The sequence below is a fragment of the Rhodanobacter sp. UC4452_H20 genome (assembly GCF_052978205.1).
Genome location: NZ_CM129662.1, coordinates 711193 through 730783 on the forward strand (window position 1 = coordinate 711193; position 19591 = coordinate 730783).

22 protein-coding genes are annotated in these 19591 nt (G+C 68.7%); 21 read left to right on the forward strand and 1 reads right to left on the reverse strand.

All coding sequences use genetic code 11. From position 1 onward, the window contains the following. The 8 genes from ACVCMC_RS03445 (at position 1) to ACVCMC_RS03480 (ending at position 8710) form a co-directional block, all read left to right on the forward strand. Entirely contained in the window at positions 1–2307 is a 2307-nt protein-coding gene (locus ACVCMC_RS03445; protein ID WP_447098691.1) for a FimV/HubP family polar landmark protein, read from the forward strand. 120 nt (positions 2308–2427) lie between these two features. Further along, positions 2428–3210, forward strand: a complete 783-nt coding sequence (gene truA, locus ACVCMC_RS03450; protein ID WP_447098692.1) for a tRNA pseudouridine(38-40) synthase TruA — start codon at positions 2428–2430, stop codon at positions 3208–3210. Next, positions 3207–3848, forward strand: coding sequence for a phosphoribosylanthranilate isomerase (locus ACVCMC_RS03455; protein WP_447098693.1), 642 nt, complete (start codon positions 3207–3209; stop codon positions 3846–3848). The genes truA and ACVCMC_RS03455 overlap by 4 nt, the downstream gene beginning before the upstream one ends. Continuing rightward, complete coding sequence (locus ACVCMC_RS03460; RefSeq protein ID WP_447098694.1) at positions 3836–4840, forward strand: cupin-like domain-containing protein; 1005 nt, start codon at positions 3836–3838, stop codon at positions 4838–4840. The genes ACVCMC_RS03455 and ACVCMC_RS03460 overlap by 13 nt, the downstream gene beginning before the upstream one ends. A gap of 58 nt (positions 4841–4898) precedes the next feature. Then, positions 4899–6110: a tryptophan synthase subunit beta gene (gene trpB / locus ACVCMC_RS03465; protein ID WP_447098695.1), complete on the forward strand. Its 1212-nt coding sequence runs from the start codon at positions 4899–4901 to the stop codon at positions 6108–6110. A 113-nt stretch (positions 6111–6223) separates the two neighbouring features. Beyond that, on the forward strand, positions 6224–7024 hold the full coding sequence (trpA, locus tag ACVCMC_RS03470; protein ID WP_447098696.1) for a tryptophan synthase subunit alpha: 801 nt from the start codon (positions 6224–6226) through the stop codon (positions 7022–7024). 40 nt (positions 7025–7064) lie between these two features. After that, positions 7065–7934: an acetyl-CoA carboxylase, carboxyltransferase subunit beta gene (gene accD / locus ACVCMC_RS03475; RefSeq protein ID WP_395119027.1), complete on the forward strand. Its 870-nt coding sequence runs from the start codon at positions 7065–7067 to the stop codon at positions 7932–7934. A 341-nt stretch (positions 7935–8275) separates the two neighbouring features. Further along, a complete protein-coding gene (locus ACVCMC_RS03480; protein WP_447098697.1) occupies positions 8276–8710 on the forward strand; it encodes a DUF4399 domain-containing protein in 435 nt (144 codons plus the stop codon). Positions 8711–8731: 21 nt separating this feature from the next. On the opposite strand, the gene ACVCMC_RS03485 is transcribed toward ACVCMC_RS03480, so the two are convergent. Beyond that, complete coding sequence (locus ACVCMC_RS03485; protein ID WP_447098698.1) at positions 8732–9535, reverse strand: transporter; 804 nt, start codon at positions 9533–9535, stop codon at positions 8732–8734. Between the two features lie 26 nt (positions 9536–9561). On the opposite strand from ACVCMC_RS03485, the gene gltX reads away from it, so the two are divergent. The 13 genes from gltX (at position 9562) to hisF (ending at position 19569) form a co-directional block, all read left to right on the forward strand. Further along, the gene (gene gltX, locus ACVCMC_RS03490) at positions 9562–10962 is read left to right on the forward strand and encodes a glutamate--tRNA ligase (RefSeq protein WP_447098699.1); all 1401 of its coding nucleotides are present in this window, start codon (positions 9562–9564) and stop codon (positions 10960–10962) included. Positions 10963–10997: 35 nt separating this feature from the next. After that, on the forward strand, positions 10998–11276 hold the full coding sequence (locus ACVCMC_RS03495; protein WP_447098700.1) for a hypothetical protein: 279 nt from the start codon (positions 10998–11000) through the stop codon (positions 11274–11276). Positions 11277–11291: 15 nt separating this feature from the next. Further along, positions 11292–11807: a transcriptional repressor gene (locus tag ACVCMC_RS03500; protein WP_395119017.1), complete on the forward strand. Its 516-nt coding sequence runs from the start codon at positions 11292–11294 to the stop codon at positions 11805–11807. Positions 11808–11902: 95 nt separating this feature from the next. Further along, a complete protein-coding gene (locus ACVCMC_RS03505; RefSeq protein WP_395119015.1) occupies positions 11903–12334 on the forward strand; it encodes a MerC domain-containing protein in 432 nt (143 codons plus the stop codon). A gap of 93 nt (positions 12335–12427) precedes the next feature. Beyond that, positions 12428–12589: a 30S ribosomal protein THX gene (locus tag ACVCMC_RS03510; RefSeq protein WP_395119013.1), complete on the forward strand. Its 162-nt coding sequence runs from the start codon at positions 12428–12430 to the stop codon at positions 12587–12589. Positions 12590–12806: 217 nt separating this feature from the next. Further along, a complete protein-coding gene (locus ACVCMC_RS03515) occupies positions 12807–13142 on the forward strand; it encodes a YerC/YecD family TrpR-related protein (protein WP_395119011.1) in 336 nt (111 codons plus the stop codon). Next, complete coding sequence (gene hisG, locus ACVCMC_RS03520) at positions 13139–14032, forward strand: ATP phosphoribosyltransferase (RefSeq protein ID WP_395119009.1); 894 nt, start codon at positions 13139–13141, stop codon at positions 14030–14032. Before ACVCMC_RS03515 ends, hisG begins: the two co-directional genes overlap by 4 nt. Before the next feature lie 28 nt (positions 14033–14060). Next, on the forward strand, positions 14061–15359 hold the full coding sequence (hisD, locus tag ACVCMC_RS03525) for a histidinol dehydrogenase (protein ID WP_447098701.1): 1299 nt from the start codon (positions 14061–14063) through the stop codon (positions 15357–15359). Then, positions 15356–16423, forward strand: coding sequence for a histidinol-phosphate transaminase (gene hisC / locus ACVCMC_RS03530; protein ID WP_447098702.1), 1068 nt, complete (start codon positions 15356–15358; stop codon positions 16421–16423). The genes hisD and hisC overlap by 4 nt, the downstream gene beginning before the upstream one ends. Then, a complete protein-coding gene (hisB, locus tag ACVCMC_RS03535; RefSeq protein WP_447098703.1) occupies positions 16420–17487 on the forward strand; it encodes a bifunctional histidinol-phosphatase/imidazoleglycerol-phosphate dehydratase HisB in 1068 nt (355 codons plus the stop codon). Before hisC ends, hisB begins: the two co-directional genes overlap by 4 nt. Continuing rightward, positions 17487–18077 carry an imidazole glycerol phosphate synthase subunit HisH gene (hisH, locus tag ACVCMC_RS03540; RefSeq protein WP_447098704.1) on the forward strand — a complete coding sequence of 197 codons (591 nt, stop codon included), beginning with the start codon at positions 17487–17489 and terminating at the stop codon, positions 18075–18077. Before hisB ends, hisH begins: the two co-directional genes overlap by 1 nt. Continuing rightward, complete coding sequence (gene hisA, locus ACVCMC_RS03545; protein ID WP_447098705.1) at positions 18074–18802, forward strand: 1-(5-phosphoribosyl)-5-[(5-phosphoribosylamino)methylideneamino]imidazole-4-carboxamide isomerase; 729 nt, start codon at positions 18074–18076, stop codon at positions 18800–18802. The genes hisH and hisA overlap by 4 nt, the downstream gene beginning before the upstream one ends. After that, positions 18796–19569 (forward strand): imidazole glycerol phosphate synthase subunit HisF, encoded by a 774-nt coding sequence (gene hisF / locus ACVCMC_RS03550; RefSeq protein WP_395118997.1) that lies wholly within the window; start codon positions 18796–18798, stop codon positions 19567–19569. Before hisA ends, hisF begins: the two co-directional genes overlap by 7 nt. Positions 19570–19591 lie beyond the last annotated feature (22 nt).

The following is a 19591-nucleotide window of genomic DNA, read 5'->3' on the forward strand; positions in this document are numbered from 1 at the left end:
ATGAATCGTTCGTTGAAATTGTCGATGCTGGTGGCGCTGGCGCTGGGGAGCAGCCAGCTCCTGGCTGTGGACATGGGCCAGGTCCAGGTCAAATCGGCATTGGGACAGCCGCTGCTGGCCGAGATTCCGCTGCACCCGGCCAGTCCGGCCGAGTTGCAGGGTCTCAAGGTGAAACTGGCCTCCAGCGAGCAGTTTGCCCGGGCCGGCATCGTCGGCGGGCGCACCGACATTCCGCTGCACTTCAGCGTTGCCACCGGCGCGCACCCGGTGATCCGCATCACCAGCAGCGAACCGGTGAACGATCCCTATCTCGACCTCCTCATTGAAGTGGACGGCAAGGACGGCCCCAGCGTGCGCGAGTACGCGATCCTGCTCGATCCACCCGGCTCGCACCCGGTCGCGGCAACCCCCGCGCCGGCGCCAGTGGCGGCGCCGCGCCCGGCCAGCCCGGCGCCGCGCCCTGCGCAGCGCGCTCCCGCCCCGGCGCCGCAAGTGGCGGCGGCTACCCGCACTCCGGCTCCCGCTGCCGTCGAGAACGGCCGTCTCGGTCCGGTGCAGAGCGGCCAGACACTGTCGGGCATCGCCCGCAGCGTGACGCCGACCGGCGTCGACGTGCGCCAGATGATGCTGGCCCTGCAGCAGGCCAATCCGGACGCCTTCTATCGCGACAACATCAACGCGCTCAAGAGCGGCGCGGTATTGCGCGTGCCCAGCGCCTCCGAGGCGCAGGCCATGAGCCTGGCCGCGGCGGCCGCCGAGGTGAGCCGGCAGAACAGCGACTGGCGCGCCGGCACGCCGGGCAAGCCCGCGGTGGTGGCCGATGCGGCAACGCGCGCTTCCTCCTCCGGCTCGCCCACCACCGGCGCGGCCGACAACGAGGACCGGCTGGCGCTGGTGCCTCCGCAGGCCGGCACCGCCGGCGGCGGGCAGTCATCCGGCAAGACCGACCAGTCCTCTGCCAGCCTGCGCGAGGAATTGCTGCGCTCCCGCGAAAGCGTGGCCAGCCTGAAGCAGCAGAGCGGCGACCTGAAGGCGCGGCTGAAAGACCTCACCGACATCAACGCCAAGAACGAACACCTGCTGTCGCTGAAGGACAGCGAGATCGCCGAGTTGCAGGCCAAGCTGGCCGCTGCACGCAAGGGCACCGGCGCGCCGGCAACCGCTCCCGTGGCTGCGAGCACGGTAGCGGAACCCGCAGCGCTCGCGCCGGCGGTGGCCAGCGCCGGCAGCAGCGCCGAGGCCAGCGAGAGCCCGGTGGCCTGGGCCTCCTCCGGCGCGGCGACCTCGGCATCGGTGGCAGCGGCAGGCACCGCGTTCGCGCCGGCCGGTTCGGCCTCGCTGGCTACTGCCAGTGCGACACCGGCTGCTGCGGCCACGGTTGCGGCCGAACCTGCGTCCGCACCCGCGCCCGCGCCCGCCCCGGCACGCGTGGTCGAGCAACCCTGGTACATGCAGACTTGGGCCTGGGCCGCAGCGGCCGGCGCGGTCATCGTGTTGATTCTGCTTGCCGTTCTCGGTCGCCGCCGCAAGCCTGCGGCCGCCGCCAAGACGGGGGGAGCCTCGCTGGCCGATCGTTTCGGCGCCACGCCGCCGGCAGGCGAGGGCGACGACGATCTGCTGGCCGATGGCGATACCGACCAGGAGCAACTGCTCGACCAGCTGGCCGAGCATCCGGACGACATCTACCTGCATCTGGAACTGGTCACGCTGTACTACTCGCGCCGCGACGTGGAGCGTTTCGAGGCCGCGGCCGAAGCGATGCACGCCCACATCACCGACCCGGAACAGGACGAGTGGCAGGACGTGGTGCACATGGGCGAGGATCTCGCGCCGGGGCATCCGTTGTTCGACCATCATGCGGAGCCTGCCGACGTCGAGTCCGAGGCGACGCAGGCGTTCGACATCGACGACTACGCCGACGACAGCGACGCACCCACCGTGGTTTCCCCGCTGCCGCCGGCGCTGCCGACCGGCACGAAGAAAGTCACCGAGTACAGCTTCGATTTCGACCTGACCCAGCCAGCCGGTGGTTCGCGCACGGCGCCGCCGGCGGCCGCGGACGACATTACCGTGGTCAAGCCGCACGCCGAGCCGAAGGCTTCCTGGGATGCGCCGGAAACCGGCGCGTCCGCCGCGGAGTCGGCTGAGTTCAGCGACGATCCGGTCGATACCAAACTCGACCTGGCGCGCGCCTATCTCGACATGGGCGATGCCGATGGCGCCCGCGCGATGCTGGGCGAAGTGCTCAAGGAAGGCAGCCAGATGCAGCGCGACGTGGCGCGCAAGCTGCTCGACGGTCTGGGCTGAGATCGCATCGCGAACGGGACGGAGCCGGGCCGGCCTTGCCGGCCCGATTTCTTTTCGGCGGGCATGACGTCGGTGCCTGCCTGCTAATCTTCGACGCTTCCTTCCGGATCTGCGGCATCCATGCGCATCGCTCTCGGCATCGAGTATGACGGCACCGATTTCTTCGGCTGGCAACGCCTGACCGAAGGGCCGAGCGTGCAGGGCGCAGTGGAGGAGGCCTTGTCGAAAGTGGCGGCCCATCCGGTACTGGTCAGTTGCGCAGGACGCACCGACGCCGGCGTCCACGGCCGCTGCCAGGTGGTGCATTTCGATACCGATGCACGCCGCGAATTGCGCGGCTGGGTGCTGGGCGCGTGCTCGAACCTGCCGGCCAGCGTGGCCGTGTTGTGGGCGCAACCGGTGCCGGACAGCTTCCACGCGCGCTTCTCCGCGCGCAGCCGCCGTTATCGCTACCACATCCTCAACCGGCCGGTGCGCGCCGCGCTGGACGCGCGCTACGTCACCTGGGAGCGCCTGCCGCTGGACGCGCAGCGCATGCACGAAGCCGCGCAATCCTTGCTGGGCGAGCACGACTTCAGCGCATTCCGGGCGCTGTCGTGCCAGGCGCCGCACCCGCGGCGCTCGGTGCTCGAGATCAGCGTTCGCCGCGAGGGCGAGCACGTCATGCTGGAGATCGAGGCCAATGCCTTCCTGCACCACATGGTGCGCAACATCGCGGGTTCGCTGCTGCTGGTCGGTCGCGGCGAGCAGCCGGTGGAATGGATGGCCGAACTGCTCGCCGGCCGCGACCGCCAGGTGGCCGGACCGACTGCACCGGCCTCGGGGCTGACCTTCATCGGCCCGCGCTACGAGGCACACTGGGGCCTGCCCACCGAAGTCTGCCTGACGGGAGCCGGCCCGTGACCCGCATCAAATGCTGTGGCATGACCCGCGTCGAGGATGCGCTGCTCGCCGCGCGGCTCGGCGCCGATGCGATCGGCCTGGTGTTCACCGCGCGCAGCAAGCGGCAGGTGACGCTGGCGCGTGCGCGCGAGATCGTCGCGGCGCTGCCGCCGTTCATCGCCACGGTGGCCCTGTTCATGGACGACGCGGCGGCGCTGGTGCGGCAGGTGGTCGATGAAGTCGATCCCGCGCTGCTGCAGTTCCATGGCGATGAGGGCGACGACTGGTGCGCACGGTTCGACCGCCCCTTCGTCAAGGCGATCGCGATGGGCGATGGCGCTGCCGCGCTGCCGCGCCTGCGCGATTACCCGCGCGCCGCCGGCCTGTTGCTGGACGGCCATGCACCCGGCGAGGCGGGCGGCAGCGGCAAGGCGTTCGACTGGTCGTTACTGCCCGGCAATCTGGCGCAGCCGCTGATCCTGGCCGGTGGCCTGCACGCCGGCAACGTGGGCGATGCAGTGCGCGCGGCACGTCCGTGGGCGGTGGATGTGGCCAGCGGAGTGGAATCGGCACCGGGGATCAAGGACGCGGCGCGGCTCGAAGCCTTCATCCGCGCGGTGCGCGCGGCCGACGCGGAGCAGGCGGCATGCCGGGAGTGATCGAGGAATATCGCGGCGCCGGGCAGGCACTCGAACTCGCGGGCCTGGTGGATCGTGCCCGCCCGCTGGTGATCCGCGGCCTCTGCCGCGACTGGCCGATGGTGGCGTGGTCGCGGCGGTCGGACACCGCCTTTGCGCAAGGCCTGGCGAAGCTGGACAACGGCCGCGAGGTCGACGCGCTGCTGATGCCGGCAGGCGAGGGCGGCGTGATCGGCTACAACGCGAATGTCGACGGTTTCAACTACGCGCATCACCGCGTCTCGATCACCCGGGGCCTGCAGCGGCTGGCGGCCTACAGCCGCCAGGACAATCCGCCGGGGCTGGCGATGCAGAGCGCGCTGATCGCCGACTGCCTGCCCGGACTGCTGGAGGATCATGCGGTTCCCTTCATCGACAAGGCGATCCAGCCGCGCATCTGGATCGGCAACAAGGTCACCACGCCGGCGCATTTCGACGAGTACCACAACGTCGCCTGTGTGGCGTGCGGGGTGCGGCGCTTCACCCTGTTCGCCCCGGAGCAGGTGCGCAATCTCTATGTCGGCCCGCTGGATTTCGCGCCGACCGGCGCGGCGATCGGCATGGCGCGGCTGGATCGTCCCGACGATCCGCGTTATCCGCGCTTGAAAGATGCGCTGGCCGCGGCGCAGGTGGCCGAACTGCATCCCGGCGACGCGATCTACATCCCGCCGATGTGGTGGCACCACGTCGAGTCGCTGGAGCAGATCAATGCGCTGGTGAACTACTGGTGGAAACCGGTGCCGGCCGGGGGCGACGCACCGGCCACGGCGCTGGGCTGCCTGATGCACTGCATCCTCGTGTTCCGCGCCTTGCCGCCGGCAGAGCGGGCGGCGTGGAAAGGCCTGCTGGATCACTACGTCTTCGGCGACGACGACCCCGCCGCGCACATCCCCGCCGAGCGGCGCGGGATACTCGGCGCGCTCACGCCGGGGCAACTGGCCGAGTTCCGGGAAACCATCCGGCGTTATCTGTGAACTATCCGCTAAGATGGTCGCTTGCCGCAGTGCGGCATGCCCATCCCCGAGTGACCCCATGAGCAAGATTGCGGACTTCAACCTCTACCCCGACGCCCATGGCCGCTTCGGCGAGTATGGCGGCAGCTATGTCGCCGAGACGCTGATGGCGCCGTTGGCCGAGTTGAGCGAGGCTTACGAACGGCTGAGCACCGATCCGGCTTTCCTCGCGGAACTGGATCGCGACCTGCAGCACTACGTCGGCCGGCCCAGCCCGATCTACCACGCCGAACGGCTGTCGCGGCAGGTTGGCGGCGCGCGCATTCTGTTCAAGCGCGAGGACCTCAACCACACCGGCGCGCACAAGATCAACAACACCATCGGCCAGGCGCTGGTGGCGCGGCACATGGGCAAGCAGCGCGTCATCGCGGAAACCGGCGCCGGCCAGCATGGCGTAGCCACGGCCACGGTAGCGGCGCGCTTCGGCATGCGCTGCGTGGTGTACATGGGTGCGGTCGACATCGAGCGGCAGAAGATCAACGTCTACCGCATGAAGCTGCTCGGCGCCGAGGTGGTGCCGGTGACTTCCGGTTCGAAGACGTTGAAGGATGCGTTGAACGAGGCGATGCGCGATTGGGTCACCAACGTGGCCGACACCTTCTACATCATCGGCACCGTGGCCGGTCCGCATCCGTATCCGAAGATGGTGCGCGACTTCAATGCCGTCGTGGGGCGCGAGGCACGCGCGCAGATGCTGGCGCAATACGGCCGCCTGCCCGACGTGCTGACCGCCTGCGTCGGCGGCGGCTCCAATGCCATCGGCCTGTTCCATGCCTTCCTCAACGACGCCGACGTGCGCATCGTCGGCGCCGAGGCGGCAGGCGAGGGGATCGCCACCGGCCATCATGCCGCCTCGCTGGCGGCCGGCCGTCCCGGCGTGCTGCACGGCAACCGCACCTACGTGCTGTGCGACGACGACGGCCAGATCACCGAGACGCATTCGGTCTCCGCCGGCCTCGACTATCCCGGTGTGGGGCCGGAGCATGCCTTCCTGAAGGATGCCGGTCGCGCCGAGTACGTCGGCATCACCGACGACGAGGCGCTGGAGGCGTTCCACCTGCTGGCGCGCACCGAAGGCATCCTAGCCGCCCTGGAATCCAGCCACGCGGTGGCGCAGGCGATCAAGCTGGCGCGCGAGTTGCCCAAAGACGGCATCGTGCTGTGCAACCTGTCCGGCCGCGGCGACAAGGACGTGCACACGATCGCGGCGCGCGAGGGAGTGAGCGTGTAGCGAGGAGTGAGTGGAGAGGAGTGAGAAGTGAGAGGAAGTCTCGCACTCCAGAACCGCTCAGACCCGCCCGAGCTCTCTTTCACTTCTCACTTCTCATTACTCACTCCTGTCTTATGAGCCGCATCGACACCCGCTTCGCCCAACTCAAGGCCACCGGCCGCACCGGCCTGATCCCGTTCGTCACCGCGGGCGATCCTTCGCCGCAGCACATGGTGGCGATGATGCATGCGCTGGTGGAATCGGGGGCGGACCTGATCGAGCTGGGCGTGCCGTTTTCCGATCCGATGGCAGACGGCCCGGTGATCCAGCACGCCAGTGAGCGGGCGATCGCCAAGGGCGTCGGTCTCGCGCAGGTGCTGGGCTGGGTGCATGCATTTCGCGAACGCGATGCGGAAACCCCGATCGTGCTGATGGGCTATCTGAACCCGCTGGAGATCCATGGCTACGCGCGCTTCGCGCAGGAGGCTGTGGCGGCCGGCGTCGATGGCGTGCTGCTGGTCGATTGTCCGCTGGAGGAGTCGACCGTGCTGCAGTCGCTGCGCGAGGCGGGGTTGCAGCAGATCCTGCTCGCCGCGCCCACCACCGCACCTGCGCGTATGGCGCAGTTGTGCAGCTCGGCGGAAGGCTTCCTGTATTATGTATCGTTCGCTGGCGTCACCGGAGCGGCGCAGTTGAGCGTCAGCGAGATTGCCGAGCGCGTTGCCGAAGTCAGGAGCCTCGCCGGTACGCCGGTGGCGGTGGGGTTCGGCATTCGCGATGCGGCCAGCGCCGCAGCGATCGGCGGCTTCGCTGACGCGGTCGTCATCGGCAGCGCGCTGGTCGAAAGCCTGGCGGCGGCCACGGACGCGGCGGATATCACGGGTCGTGTGCGCAGTTTCCTGCAGCCGATCCGCGCGGCGCTGGATGCACGCTGAGGCGGTCGACCCGGCCGTCTCGAAAGTTTGAGGTATTGCGATGAATTGGCTGCAGAAGATCATGAACCCGCGTACCCGCACGCTCCCTTCGGGTGGCGGCAAGGGCTCGGTGCCCGAGGGCGTGTGGGAGAAATGCGCGGGCTGCGGCACCGTGCTGTACCGGCCTGAACTGGAACGCAACCTGATGGTGTGTCCCAAGTGCGGCCACCATCACTACATCAGCGCACGGGCGCGCCTGGGCGCGCTGCTGGACGAAGGTTCCGGCCAGGAACTGTGGGCCAGCATGGAACCGGCCGATCCGCTGAAGTTCCGCGATTCGAAAAAGTATCGCGACCGCATCATCGCCACCCAGAAGAAACTGGGCGAGAAGGACGCCATGGTCGCGATGAGCGGCCGCTTGAAGGGACGTCCGTTGATGGCGGTGGCGTTCGAGTTTGCCTACATGGGCGGCTCGATGGGGTCGGTGGTGGGCGAGAAGTTCGCCCGCGCCGCCGAACGTGCGCTGGCCGACAAGAGCGCGCTGGTGTGTTTCTCCGCCACTGGCGGTGCGCGCATGCAGGAGGCGCTGTTCTCGCTGATGCAGATGGCCAAGACCTCGGCCGCGCTGGCGCGTCTGCGCGATGCCGGCGTGCCGTACATCAGCGTGCTGACCAACCCGACCACCGGTGGTGTCTCGGCCAGCCTGGCGATGCTGGGTGACATCAACATCGGCGAGCCCAAGGCGCTGATCGGCTTTGCCGGTCCGCGCGTGATCGAGCAGACCGTGCGCGAGACGCTGCCGGAAGGGTTCCAGCGTTCGGAGTTCCTGCTTGACCACGGTGCGATCGACCTGATCGTCGACCGCCGCGAGATGCGCGACAAGCTTGCCGACCTGTTCGGCATCCTGACCCGGGCCGATCGCGCGGCCTGAGCGCGCGTCGCGTGTCGCGGAGCGATGCCGCCCACGGGCGGCATCGTCGTATCGCGGGCCGGGTTTTCCACAGCTTCTGTGCGCCGTCGCTGTACAAGCCTGTGGACAACCGCGCTTCGTCCTTTGCCGGCAATGACTTGCCACGCCTTGATGATTTTCTGAGCAACCGCGCGAGAGTTTTCCACAGCGACTGTGGAGCACGTTCGGCAAAGCCTGTGGACAAATTCGCTATCTGCTTGAGCGCAAAGGCAGCCACGACGGCGTGAGCATATTGCGCACAGTGGGCGGCGGCGCGGTGCAGCGCTTACACTGGGAGTTCCCCTTTGCTGGAGGTTCCCTCGATGAATCGCATCCTGCTCATTCTCGCCCTCACCGGTCTGGCCACTGTCGCGACGGCAGCCGAAGCACCTGCGCTGCCGGGCACGTCGGCGCCGGCCGCCGCCAGGGTCTACATCATCTCGCCCGCGGACGGCGCCACCGTCGGCCAGGAATTCACCGTGCGCTTCGGCCTCGAGGGCATGGGCGTGGCGCCAGCGGGCGTGACCAGGGAGCACACCGGCCATCATCACCTGCTGGTCGACGTGAAGACCTTGCCCGCCGCCGGCCAGCCGATTCCGGCCGACGCCAACCACATCCATTTCGGCGGCGGCCAGACCCAGACCACGCTGAAGCTGGCCCCGGGTACGCATACTCTGCAACTGGAGCTGGGTGACGCGAATCATGTGCCGTTCGTGCCGGCGGTGGTGTCGAAGAAAATCACCGTCCACGTCAAGTAATCGCGGGGGCGTGCGACCCAATCAGCCGCCGAAGTAGATCGACACGCCCAGATTGCCCTGCCACTGGTTTGCCGAGCCGTGCAGGCGATGGTCGAAGCCCGCGTCCAGTTGCACGCGGGGCGTGACCATCCACTGCACGCCGGCACCGGCGAGGCTGCCGTTGCCCTCGCCGGGCAGGTGCTGCCAGGCGAGTTCGGTGTACAGGGTCAGCGCCGACGACAGCGCATGGCTGTCGTCCAGCGCCACGGTGGGGCTGTCGGCACCGCCGCGGCGCACGTTCTCCAGGTAAAGGCCCAGCGAGTGGCGCTCGCCGACATCCAGGTTGAACTGCGCGCCGAGCAGGTACTGGCGATGGTCTCCGCGGAACTCCCGCTCGCCGTCGGTGAAGGTGACGCTGCCCAGCAGGCCCCAGCTGAAGCCCGCATGGCTCGACGGCAGCGCCAGCTTCAGCCCCAGCTGGCTGTCGCCGCGGCCTTCCCTGTGCACGCTGCCGCCCGGGCTGGCTTGCCGCAGCACGTTCCAGGAGTCGCTGCCCAATTGCATTTCCAACGGCCCGCCGAGCCCGATGCGCAGCAAGCTGTCGGCGGTGTACTGCGACACGGTGACGCCATCCTGCCGGTCGCGGCTCCAGTCCGGCAGGCCTTGTTCGAGGATTGCCTCGCCAGCGGCCAGCACGCCCGGCGTGAAGCCGTAGCCGGGGCGGTCGAAACCGGGGTTCTCCGCCCTTGCGGGTGCGGCGGCGACAAGCAGCGCCAGCGCGAGCATGGAGGTGGGCAGGGCGCGCATGCGAGGCCGGCGCTGCCCGCGGTATCGGTTAAAATCCATCGTTTCTCCTTGTTGTCCGGAACATCATGGCCGTCCGTACCCGTTTCGCTCCCAGCCCCACCGGCTTCCTGCACATCGGCGGCGCGCGCACCGCGCTGTATTGCTGGCTGGAGGCGCGTCGTCGCGGCGGACAGTTCATTCTGCGCATCGAGGATACCGATCGCGAACGTTCCACAGACGCGGCGGTGCAGGCGATCCTCGACGCCATGCACTGGCTCGGCCTCGATGCCGATGAGGGCCCGTTCTACCAGACCCGGCGACTCGATCGATACAGGCAGGTTGCCGACGAGCTGGTCGCCGCCGGCAAGGCCTACTACGCCTACGAGAGCAAGGACGAGATCGAGACGATGCGCGAGGCGGCCATGCAGGCCGGCGAGAAACCGCGCTACAACGGTTACTACCGCGATCGCAACGAGGCGTGCCGCGACGACCCCAACCGGGTGATCCGCTTCCGCAACCCGATCGAAGGCTCGGTGGTATTCGAGGACAAGGTCAAGGGCCGCATCGAGATCGCCAACAGCGAGCTGGACGACCTGGTGATCTTTCGCTCCGATGGCTGGCCGACCTACAACTTCGCCGTGGTGGTCGACGACATCGACATGGGCGTGACCGAGGTGATCCGCGGCGACGACCACGTCAACAACACGCCGCGGCAGATCAACATCTATCACGCGCTCGGCGCGCCGGTGCCGGAGTTCGCGCACCTGCCGATGATCCTGGACAAGGAAGGCAAGAAGCTGTCCAAGCGCACCAACGCGGTCAGCGTGATGGATTATCGCGAGCAGGGTTTCCTGCCCCACGCGATCCTCAACTACCTGGTGCGGCTGGGCTGGTCGCATGGCGATCAGGAGATCTTCTCGCGCGAAGAGATGATCGCGCTGTTCGACATCGCCGACGTCAACAAGGCGGCCTCGCGCTTCGACACCGAGAAGCTGGCGTGGCTGAACCAGCATTACCTGAAGACCGACGAGCCGCAGTCGTTCCTCGCCGAGTTCGAATGGCACCTGCAGCGCGCCGGCGTGGACGTCGCGCAAGGCCCCGCGCCGATCGAGGTCATCGTGGCGCTGCGCGAGCGCGTGCACACGCTGAAGGAAATGGCCGAGCGGGCGAAGATCTGGTACGGCCCGATCACTGCCTGGGACGACAAGGCGGTGGCGAAGCATCTCGGCAATGCCAGCGCCCCGGGCGTGCTGGCGGCGGCGAAGACGCTGCTGAGCGCGTGCGAGTGGAAGCCGGCGGCGGTCCACCTGGTCATCGAGCAGGTGGCGGCGCAGCTGGAGTTGGGCATGGGCAAGGTGGCGCAGCCGCTGCGGGTGGCAATGACCGGTACCCAGGTCTCGCCCTCGATCGAGGACACGATCTATCTCACGGGGCGCGAGGAGGCGATCCGCCGCATCGACGCCGCGATGGCCATGACCCATGCCTGAGTTGGCGGCGCGGCGCAGCTGGCGCCAGTCTCCCCGTGGATGAGCTGCTGGCCCGCGCCACCCAAGGCGTCGATCTCGACGCCCCCGGCGCGTTCAGGCACGTCTTCTTCAATCTGTTGAATATGGTGCCCTGGGCAGCCATGTTCTGGTGGAATCTGCTGTTCGTCGCCGTGGGCCTGCTGCTCGGCTGGTGGCGCGGCCGGGTGCTGGAAGCGGTCTTGTGGTCCTGGGTGCTCGGCCCGATCGGCTGGATCGTGATCCTGTGCAGGCCGCGCGGCCAGCCGGCCGTGAAACCGCCGCCGGTGCCGCGCTGAGGCGGGCGGTGGCGGATGTATGATCGAGGCGAGGTGAATGCTTTGAACCACGATGTTGCCGACAACGCGCACGCGCACCACCCGCACCACCATCATGACGCGAAGGGTTTCGTGCGTGCGGTGGAACACGCCAGCGAGGAGCGGGGCCTGCGTCTGACCCCCCTGCGCAAGGAGGTGCTGGAACTGATCGCGGCATCTCGCATACCGGTCAAGGCGTACGAACTGCTCGACCAGCTGCGCGAACAGCACGGCAATGCCGCTCCGCCCACGGTTTATCGCGCGCTGGATTTCCTGCTCGAGAACGGCTTCATCCACAAGCTGGAGTCGATCAACGCCTTCGTCTCCTGCCACCATCCGACCGAGGCGCATCAGGTCCCATTTCTGATCTGCGACAACTGTTCCAGCGCGCAGGAGGTCTGCGACGAACGGGTCGCCGAATTGATCGAGGCGCAGGCCCGCGCGCTGGGTTTCCGGCCGCAGGCGCAGACGCTGGAAGTCCACGGTCTGTGCCGGGCCTGCCGCAAAGCCTGAACGGCGACCATCGCCCGGTAGCGCGACCTATTGTTATAATGTAACATGCCGGCCAGATTCCCCGGCCGCCTCGCGCGGCGACGGCAGGCAGGCAGATGCATTCCGGGCAGGCAGGCACATCGCGTGGATGGCAGAGCGCCGATCGCATCGGCGCGATCGCCTCGTTCCTGTGTGCGATCCACTGTGCCTTGCTGCCCTTCGTCTTGGCCGCGCTGCCACTGGTCGGGCTGGAGTTCCTGGCCGACCATCGCTTCGAGCGGGGTTTCGTGGCGTTTGCCTGCGTGCTGGCGGTGATCGCACTGGTGCGGGGCTTTCGGCGCCACCAGCAGCCCTTGCCGTTGCTGCTGGCCATCCCGGGGTTGCTCCTGCTGATTTCCGGCGTCACCTGGGCCGAGGGTGGACTGACCCTGGTGCACAGTGCACTGGTCACGTCGGGCGGCCTGCTGCTGGCCGCCGCGCACTTCGTCAACCTGCGTCGCGACCGCCGTGTCCAGGTCCACGTGCACGGCCCGCAATGCGCGCATTGAGGCTGGTTGGCGCTGGGCGTGGGTGGCCTATGGCGTTGCCCGCCGCACTGCTATGATGGACGGCCGTACATCCATCGAATCAAGGAGTTCCCCATGGGCAAGGGCGATCGCAAGACCCGCCGCGGCAAGATCTACCGCAGCAGCTACGGCAATACGCGCGCGCACGCGCTGGCCCCGGCCGTGGCCGGCACCAAGCCGACGGTGACCAAGGCGCCGGCGACCCGCAAGGCGGCCCCGCGCAAGAAGTCCGCCTGAGTCGACACGGCTTTCCCGTGTTGCCAGGAACCCCCGCCTCGGCGGGGGTTCCTGTTTTTGGGGCCGGGATGACCGCGCATTCGTCTGTCGAGAGCCGGGATGCGGGCTCCGGGATGCGGGCTCCAGGATGGGGGGGCGAGCGGCGAGGAACGAGGGGATTGCGGCAGCGCCGCATGGGTGTATGATGCGCGCCACTGTGTTAATGCGTTAGTACATTATGAAGCGTCGATCGCTTGATCCCGAAACACCCGTCGAGTCCGCCGAGCTGAGCCTGTACGAGGCGTTGCTGTCGCTGAAGAACGTCGAGGAAGTTGGCGCGTTCCTCAGCGACCTGTGCACGCCGGCGGAACTCGAAGTGCTGGTGGACCGCTGGCGGGTGGTGCCGTTCCTGCTCGAAGGCGTGTCGTACCGGGAGATCCACGAGCGCACTGCGGTCAGCATCACCACGATCGGGCGGGTCGCGCGCTATCTCAACCAGGGCAGCGGCGGCTATCTCGCGGCCGCGGCCCGCGCGGCGCGGCGGCAGGCGCAGGCGGCAAGGAAGAGGGCATGAAGCCGCGCGACCGCCTGCGCATCGCGATGCAGAAATCCGGACGGCTGACCGAGCCGGCGCTGGACCTGCTCAAGCGATGCGGCCTGACCTTCCGGCAAAGCCGCGACAAGCTGTTCTGCTTCGGCGAAGGCGAGCCGGTCGACCTGCTGCTGGTGCGCGACGACGACATCCCCGGCCTGATCGCGCAAGGCGTATGCGACGTCGGCATCGTCGGCCGCAACGTGCTGGGCGAGTTCCAGCTCACTGCCGGGCGCGATGGCGAGCCGCTGGCCGAACTGCGGCCACTCGGCTTCGGACGGTGCCGGTTGTCGATCGCCGTGCCGCAGGAGCTCGACTATTCCGCGCCCGGCGATCTCGCGGGACGGCGCATCGCCACGTCATACCCCGGCCTGCTTGGTGAATGGCTGCGCGCGCAACACATCGACGCCGGCGTGGTGACCCTGGCCGGCTCGGTCGAGATTGCGCCGAAGCTGGGCACGGCCGACGCGATCTGCGACCTGGTGCAGAGCGGCGGCACCCTGGTGGCCAACCAGTTGCGCGAGACCGAGGTGCTGCTGGAGAGCGAGGCGGTGCTGGCCGGGCCGGTGACCCTGCCGGCGGACGAGCGCGGCGACATGCTGGAGTTGTTGCTGAAGCGGCTCGATGGCGTGATCCAGGTGCGCGAATCGCGGCTGCTGCTGTTGCAGACCTCGCGTCACTCGCTGGAGGCGGTCACCCGGTTGCTCCCCGGCGGTCCGCAGCCGACGCTGCTGGCGGTGGCTGGCCAGGCCGACCAGTTGATGCTGCAGGCGTTGTGCGCCGGTGAGGTGAGCTGGCGGCAACTGGAGGAAATCAAGAAGGCCGGCGCACGCGAGATGTTCGTGCTGCCGGTGGAGAAGATGCTGGCATGAAGCAGGGCAGCACGAGGAGTTCGCTTGCATGAAACGTCTGGACTGGAACGCCCTGGACGAAACGGCCCGGCGCGAGGCGCTGGCGCGACCGGCGCAGTCGCGCGCAGACGACGTGCGTCATGGTGTCGAACGGATCGTCGCGGCCGTGCGCAAGGACGGCGACACGGCGTTGCGCGCGCTCAGCGCCCGGTACGATCGCTGCACACTGGATGCACTCGAGGTCGACGAGGCCGAGTTCGTCGCGGCCGAGACGGCGCTCGATCCCGAATTGAAAGCGGCGATCCGCGAAGCCGCCGCACGCATCGAGTTGTTCCATCGTGCCGCGGCGCTGCGGCCGGTGGCGGTCGACACCGCGCCCGGCGTGCGGGTCGAGCGCATGCTGCGGCCGGTCAGCCGGGTGGGCCTGTATGTGCCGGCTGGCAGTGCGCCGCTGCCTTCCACTGCGCTGATGCTGGGCGTGCCGGCGCACATCGCCGGCTGTCGCGAGGTGGTGCTGTGCTCGCCCGCGCGCGCTGACGGGTGCTGCGACGAGGCGGTGCTGTACGCCGCGCGCCTCACCGGCGTGCACAAGGTGTTCAAGCTCGGTGGCGCGCAGGCGATCGCCGCGATGGCCTACGGTACGGAGTCGGTGCCGAAGTGCGACAAGCTGTTCGGCCCCGGCAATGCCTGGGTGACCGAGGCGAAGCTGCAGGTGTCGTCCGACCCGGACGGTGCGGCGATCGACATGCCGGCCGGGCCGTCGGAAGTACTGGTGATCGCCGATGCCACCGCGAATCCGGTGTTCGTCGCCGCCGACCTGCTGTCGCAGGCCGAGCACGGACCGGATTCGCAGGTGATCCTGCTCAGCGATTCGGTGGAGCTGATCGAGCGCGTGGAGCGTGAGGTCGAACGTCAGTGTGACGGCCTGCCGCGCGCTGACATCGCGCGCCAGGCGCTGGCGCAGAGCCGGTTGATCGCGGTCGACTCGCTGGCGCAGGCGGTCGAGGTGAGCAACCGCTACGCGCCCGAGCACCTGATCCTGCAGGTGGCTGAGCCGCGCGCGCTGCTCGACGGCGTCGACAGTGCCGGCTCGATCTTCCTCGGTCCGTGGACGCCCGAATCGGTGGGCGATTACTGCAGCGGCAGCAATCACGTGCTGCCGACCTACGGCTACGCGCGCAGCTACAGCGGCGTGTCGGTGGCCAGCTACCAGAAGCAGATCAGCGTGCAGGAAGTCAGCGCCGACGGCCTGCGCCGCATCGGCCCGTGTACCGCGACGCTGGCGGCAGCCGAGCAGCTGGAAGCGCACCGCCGCGCAGTGACCCTGCGGCTGGAGGCATTGGCATGAGCGTGCTCGATCTGGCGCGGCCGGAGATCCGCGCGATGCAGCCGTACTCCTCGGCGCGGATGGAGGCCAGCGGCGGCGAGGTCCTGCTCAACGCGAACGAGTCGGCGTGGGCACCGGTGGGTGACGACGGACTCGGCTGCAACCGCTACCCCGAGCCGCAGCCCGTCGCATTGGTCGCTGCGCTGGCAGCACTGTATGGCGTGCGGCGCGAACAGTTGCTGGTCGGCCGCGGCAGCGACGAGGCGATCGACCTGCTGCTGCGCGCGTTCTGTCGCGCCGGCCGCGATGCGATCCTGATCCAGCCGCCGACGTTCGGCATGTACGCGGTGTGCGCGCGGGTGCAGGGCGCCGGCATTGTCGAGGTGCCACTGGCGGCGGATTTCACCTTGGACGTGGACGCGGTGCTCGCGGCACTGACCCCGGCGGTGACGCTCGTCTTCGTGTGCACTCCGAACAATCCCGCCGGTCAGGCGGTGCCGCGTGCGGCACTCGAACGGCTGGCGCGGGCGCTGTCTGACCGCGCCTTGCTGGTGGTGGACGAGGCGTACGTGGAGTTTGCCGACGACGGCAGCATCGCCGACTTGATCGACCGCTACGACAACCTCGCCGTGCTGCGCACTCTGTCCAAGGCCTGGGCGCTGGCCGGCGCACGCATCGGCAGCCTGCTGGCGAACGCCGGCGTGGTCGCCTTGCTGCGGAAGATCATGGCGCCGTACCCGTTGCCGTTGCCGTGCGTGGACGCGGCGCTGCTGGCGCTGTCCGGCTGGGGCCAGGCGAATGCGCGCGAACACCTCGCCGTCGTGCGTGCGGAGCGCACGCGCATGTGCGAGGCGTTGCGCCGGTTGCCCGGCGTGCGCGAGGTGTTGCCTTCGCAGGCGAACTTCCTTGCCGTCCGCTTCGACGATGCCGCCGACGTCTACCGGCGCCTGCTCGCCGCCGGCATCGTGGTGCGCGACGTGCGCCGCTACCCGAACCTCGCCGACGCGCTGCGCATCACCATCGGCACGCCGGCGGAGAACGAGCGGGTACTGGCCGTGCTGGCTTCGGATCGAGGCATCGCATGACCGTCCGCAAGATTCTTTTCGTCGATCGGGACGGCTGCCTGATCGAGGAGCCGGCCGACGAGCAGGTCGACAGCTGGGAGAAGCTGGCCCTGCTGCCCGGAGTGATCGCCGCGTTGCAGCGCTTCGTCGCCGCCGGCTACGCGCTGGTGATGGTGAGCAACCAGGATGGGCTGGGCACCGACAGTTTTCCCGAATCCGATTTCCGTGGCCCCCACGAACTTCTGCTGCGCATCCTCGACTCGCAGGGCATTCGCTTCCGCGAGGTGTTGATCGACCGCAGCCTTCCGCACGAAGGCCTCGACACGCGCAAGCCCGGCGTCGGCATGCTGCGCCACTACCTGGCCGACGACGGCTGGAGCCGCGCCGCCTCAGCGATGGTCGGTGATCGTGAAACCGACCTGCAGCTTGCCGCGAACCTCGGCGTGCGCGGTTTTCGCGTGGGCCTGCAAGGTATCGGCTGGGAGGAGGTGGCGCACCGGCTGCTGGATGCGCCGCGCACCGCCACCGTGGTGCGCCACACGAAAGAGACCCGCATCACCGTCAAGGTCGACCTGGATCGCGCAACCGACCCGCAGGTGCGCACCGGGCTGGGCTTCTTCGACCACATGCTGGAACAGATCGGCAAGCACGGCGGCCTTGCGCTGGAACTCGATTGCGACGGCGACACCCACATCGACGAGCACCACACCATCGAGGATTGCGCGCTGGCACTCGGCCAGGCCCTGAAGCAGGCGCTCGGCGACAAGCGCGGCATCGGTCGCTACGGTTTCACCCTGCCCATGGACGAGGCGCAGGCCAGCGCCGCGCTGGACCTGTCCGGCCGACCGTACTTCGTGTTCGAGGGCAGCTTCCCGCGCGAGCGCGTGGGCGAGGTGCCGACCGAACTGGTGCCGCATTTCTTCCGCTCGCTGTGCGAGACGCTGGGTGCGAACCTGCACCTCGCCGTGCGCGGCGACAACGCGCACCACATGGTGGAAGCCTGCTTCAAGGTCGTGGCGCGCGCCCTTCGCCAGGCGATCGCGCGCTCCGGCAGCGAACTGCCGAGTACCAAGGGCGCGCTGTGATGAGCGTGGTACTGGTCGATGCAGGCGGCACCAATATCGGCTCGGTGCGCTACGCCTTGCAGCGTCTTGGCGCAGATGCCGAATTGACCTCGGAGGCTGCCGCGATCCGCGCCGCCGACAAGGTGATCCTGCCCGGCGTGGGTGCGGCCGGACCGGGCATGACGCGGCTGCGCGAGCTGGGTCTGGTCGAGGTCTTGCGTTCGCTGCGCCAGCCCGTGCTCGGCGTATGCCTGGGCATGCAACTGCTGTGCACGCATTCGGAAGAGGGCGACACCGCATGCCTCGGCCTGATTCCCGCGTCGGTGCGACGCTTCGCCGAGGCTCCCGGTCTGCGTGTGCCGCACATGGGCTGGAATGAGGTGTCGATCCGGCGGGAACATCCGCTGCTGGCCGGGCTGGGCGAGGGCGAGCAGGCCTATTTCGTGCACAGCTACGCGGTACCGGTCGGCGACTGGACTCTGGCCACCGCCGACTACGGCGGCGCGTTCTCGGCGGTGGTCGCGCACCGCAACTTCCACGGCATGCAGTTCCATCCCGAACGCTCCGCGGGTGTCGGCGCCCGACTGCTGAAGAACTTTCTCGAACTATGAACTTCGACGTGATTCCCGCGATCGACTTGCGCGGCGGCCAGGTGGTGCGCCTGAAGCAGGGCGACTACGCGCAGCAGACGACCTACGCGGCGGACCCGCGCGAGCTGGCCAGGCGCTACGCCGACGCCGGTGCGCGCTGGCTGCACCTGGTCGACCTGGATGGCGCACGTTCGGGCCGGCTGGACAATCTCGCGGTGATCGCCGCGATCGCCACCGATGGCATGGCGATCCAGGCCGGTGGCGGCGTGCGCGAAGAGGCAGATCTGCAGCGGTTGTTCGATGCCGGCGTGCAGCGCGTGGTGGTTGGCAGCGTGGCGGTGCGCGATCCGGCGCGTGTCGCCGCCTGGCTGGCGAAGTACGGCGCAGAGCGGCTGACCCTCGCGCTGGACACCCGCCACGCGGAAGGACGCTGGGTCCTGCCCAGCGCCGGCTGGACCGAAGTGGAGGCGCGCACGCTGGACGAGCTGGCGCCGTGGTACGCAGCACGCGGTGCCCGTCACCTGTTGTGCACCGACATCGATCGCGACGGCATGTTGGCCGGCTTCAATCTCGACCTGTATCGCCACCTCGTGACCAGCGTGCCGCAACTGGCGCTGCAGGCGTCCGGCGGGGTGCGCTCGCTGGACGATATCCGTGCCGCGCGCGATGCCGGCGCGAATGCGGTGATCCTCGGTCGCGCCCTGCTGGAAGGGAGTTTCACCGTGGCTGAGGCGCTGGCGTGCTGAGCCGCCGCATCATTCCCTGCCTCGACGTGCGCAACGGCCAGGTGGTCAAGGGCGTGCGCTTCCGCGACCACGTGGTCATGGGCGAAATCGTCGACCTCGCGCTGCGCTACCGCGACGAAGGCGCCGACGAGCTGGTGTTCTACGACATCACCGCCAGCCCCGAGGGACGCAGCGTGGATCGCAGCTGGGTGGAGAAAGTCGCCCGGGTGATCGATATTCCGTTCTGCGTCGCCGGCGGCATCCGCTCGGTCGACGAGGCACGCGCGGTGCTGCATGCGGGTGCCGACAAGATTTCGGTGAACTCGCCCGCCTTGGCGCGGCCCGCGCTGATCGACGAACTGGCCGCCGCGTTCGGCGTGCAGTGCGTGGTGGTCGGCATCGACTCGTTGCGCGACGGCGACGGCGAATGGCGCGTGCGCCAGTACACCGGCGATCCCGCGAAAATGCAGGCGCTGCCGCGCCGCACGCTGGACTGGATAGTCGAGGCACAGCGGCGGGGTGCCGGCGAGATCGTGCTCAATTGCATGGACAGCGACGGGGTACGCCGCGGCTACGACCTGGACCAATTGCGGGCCGCCCGCGCGATCTGCCAGGTGCCGTTGGTGGCCTCCGGCGGTGCCGGCGCTCCCGAACATTTCCGCGATGCCTTCGTCGAGGCCGACGTGGATGGCGCGCTGGCGGCCAGCGTGTTCCATTCGGGCGCCATTTCGATTCCCGCGTTGAAGCGCTACCTGCAAGCTGAAGGCGTACGAGTGAGGAGTGAGTGAGCAGGAGTGAGAAGTGAGAGAC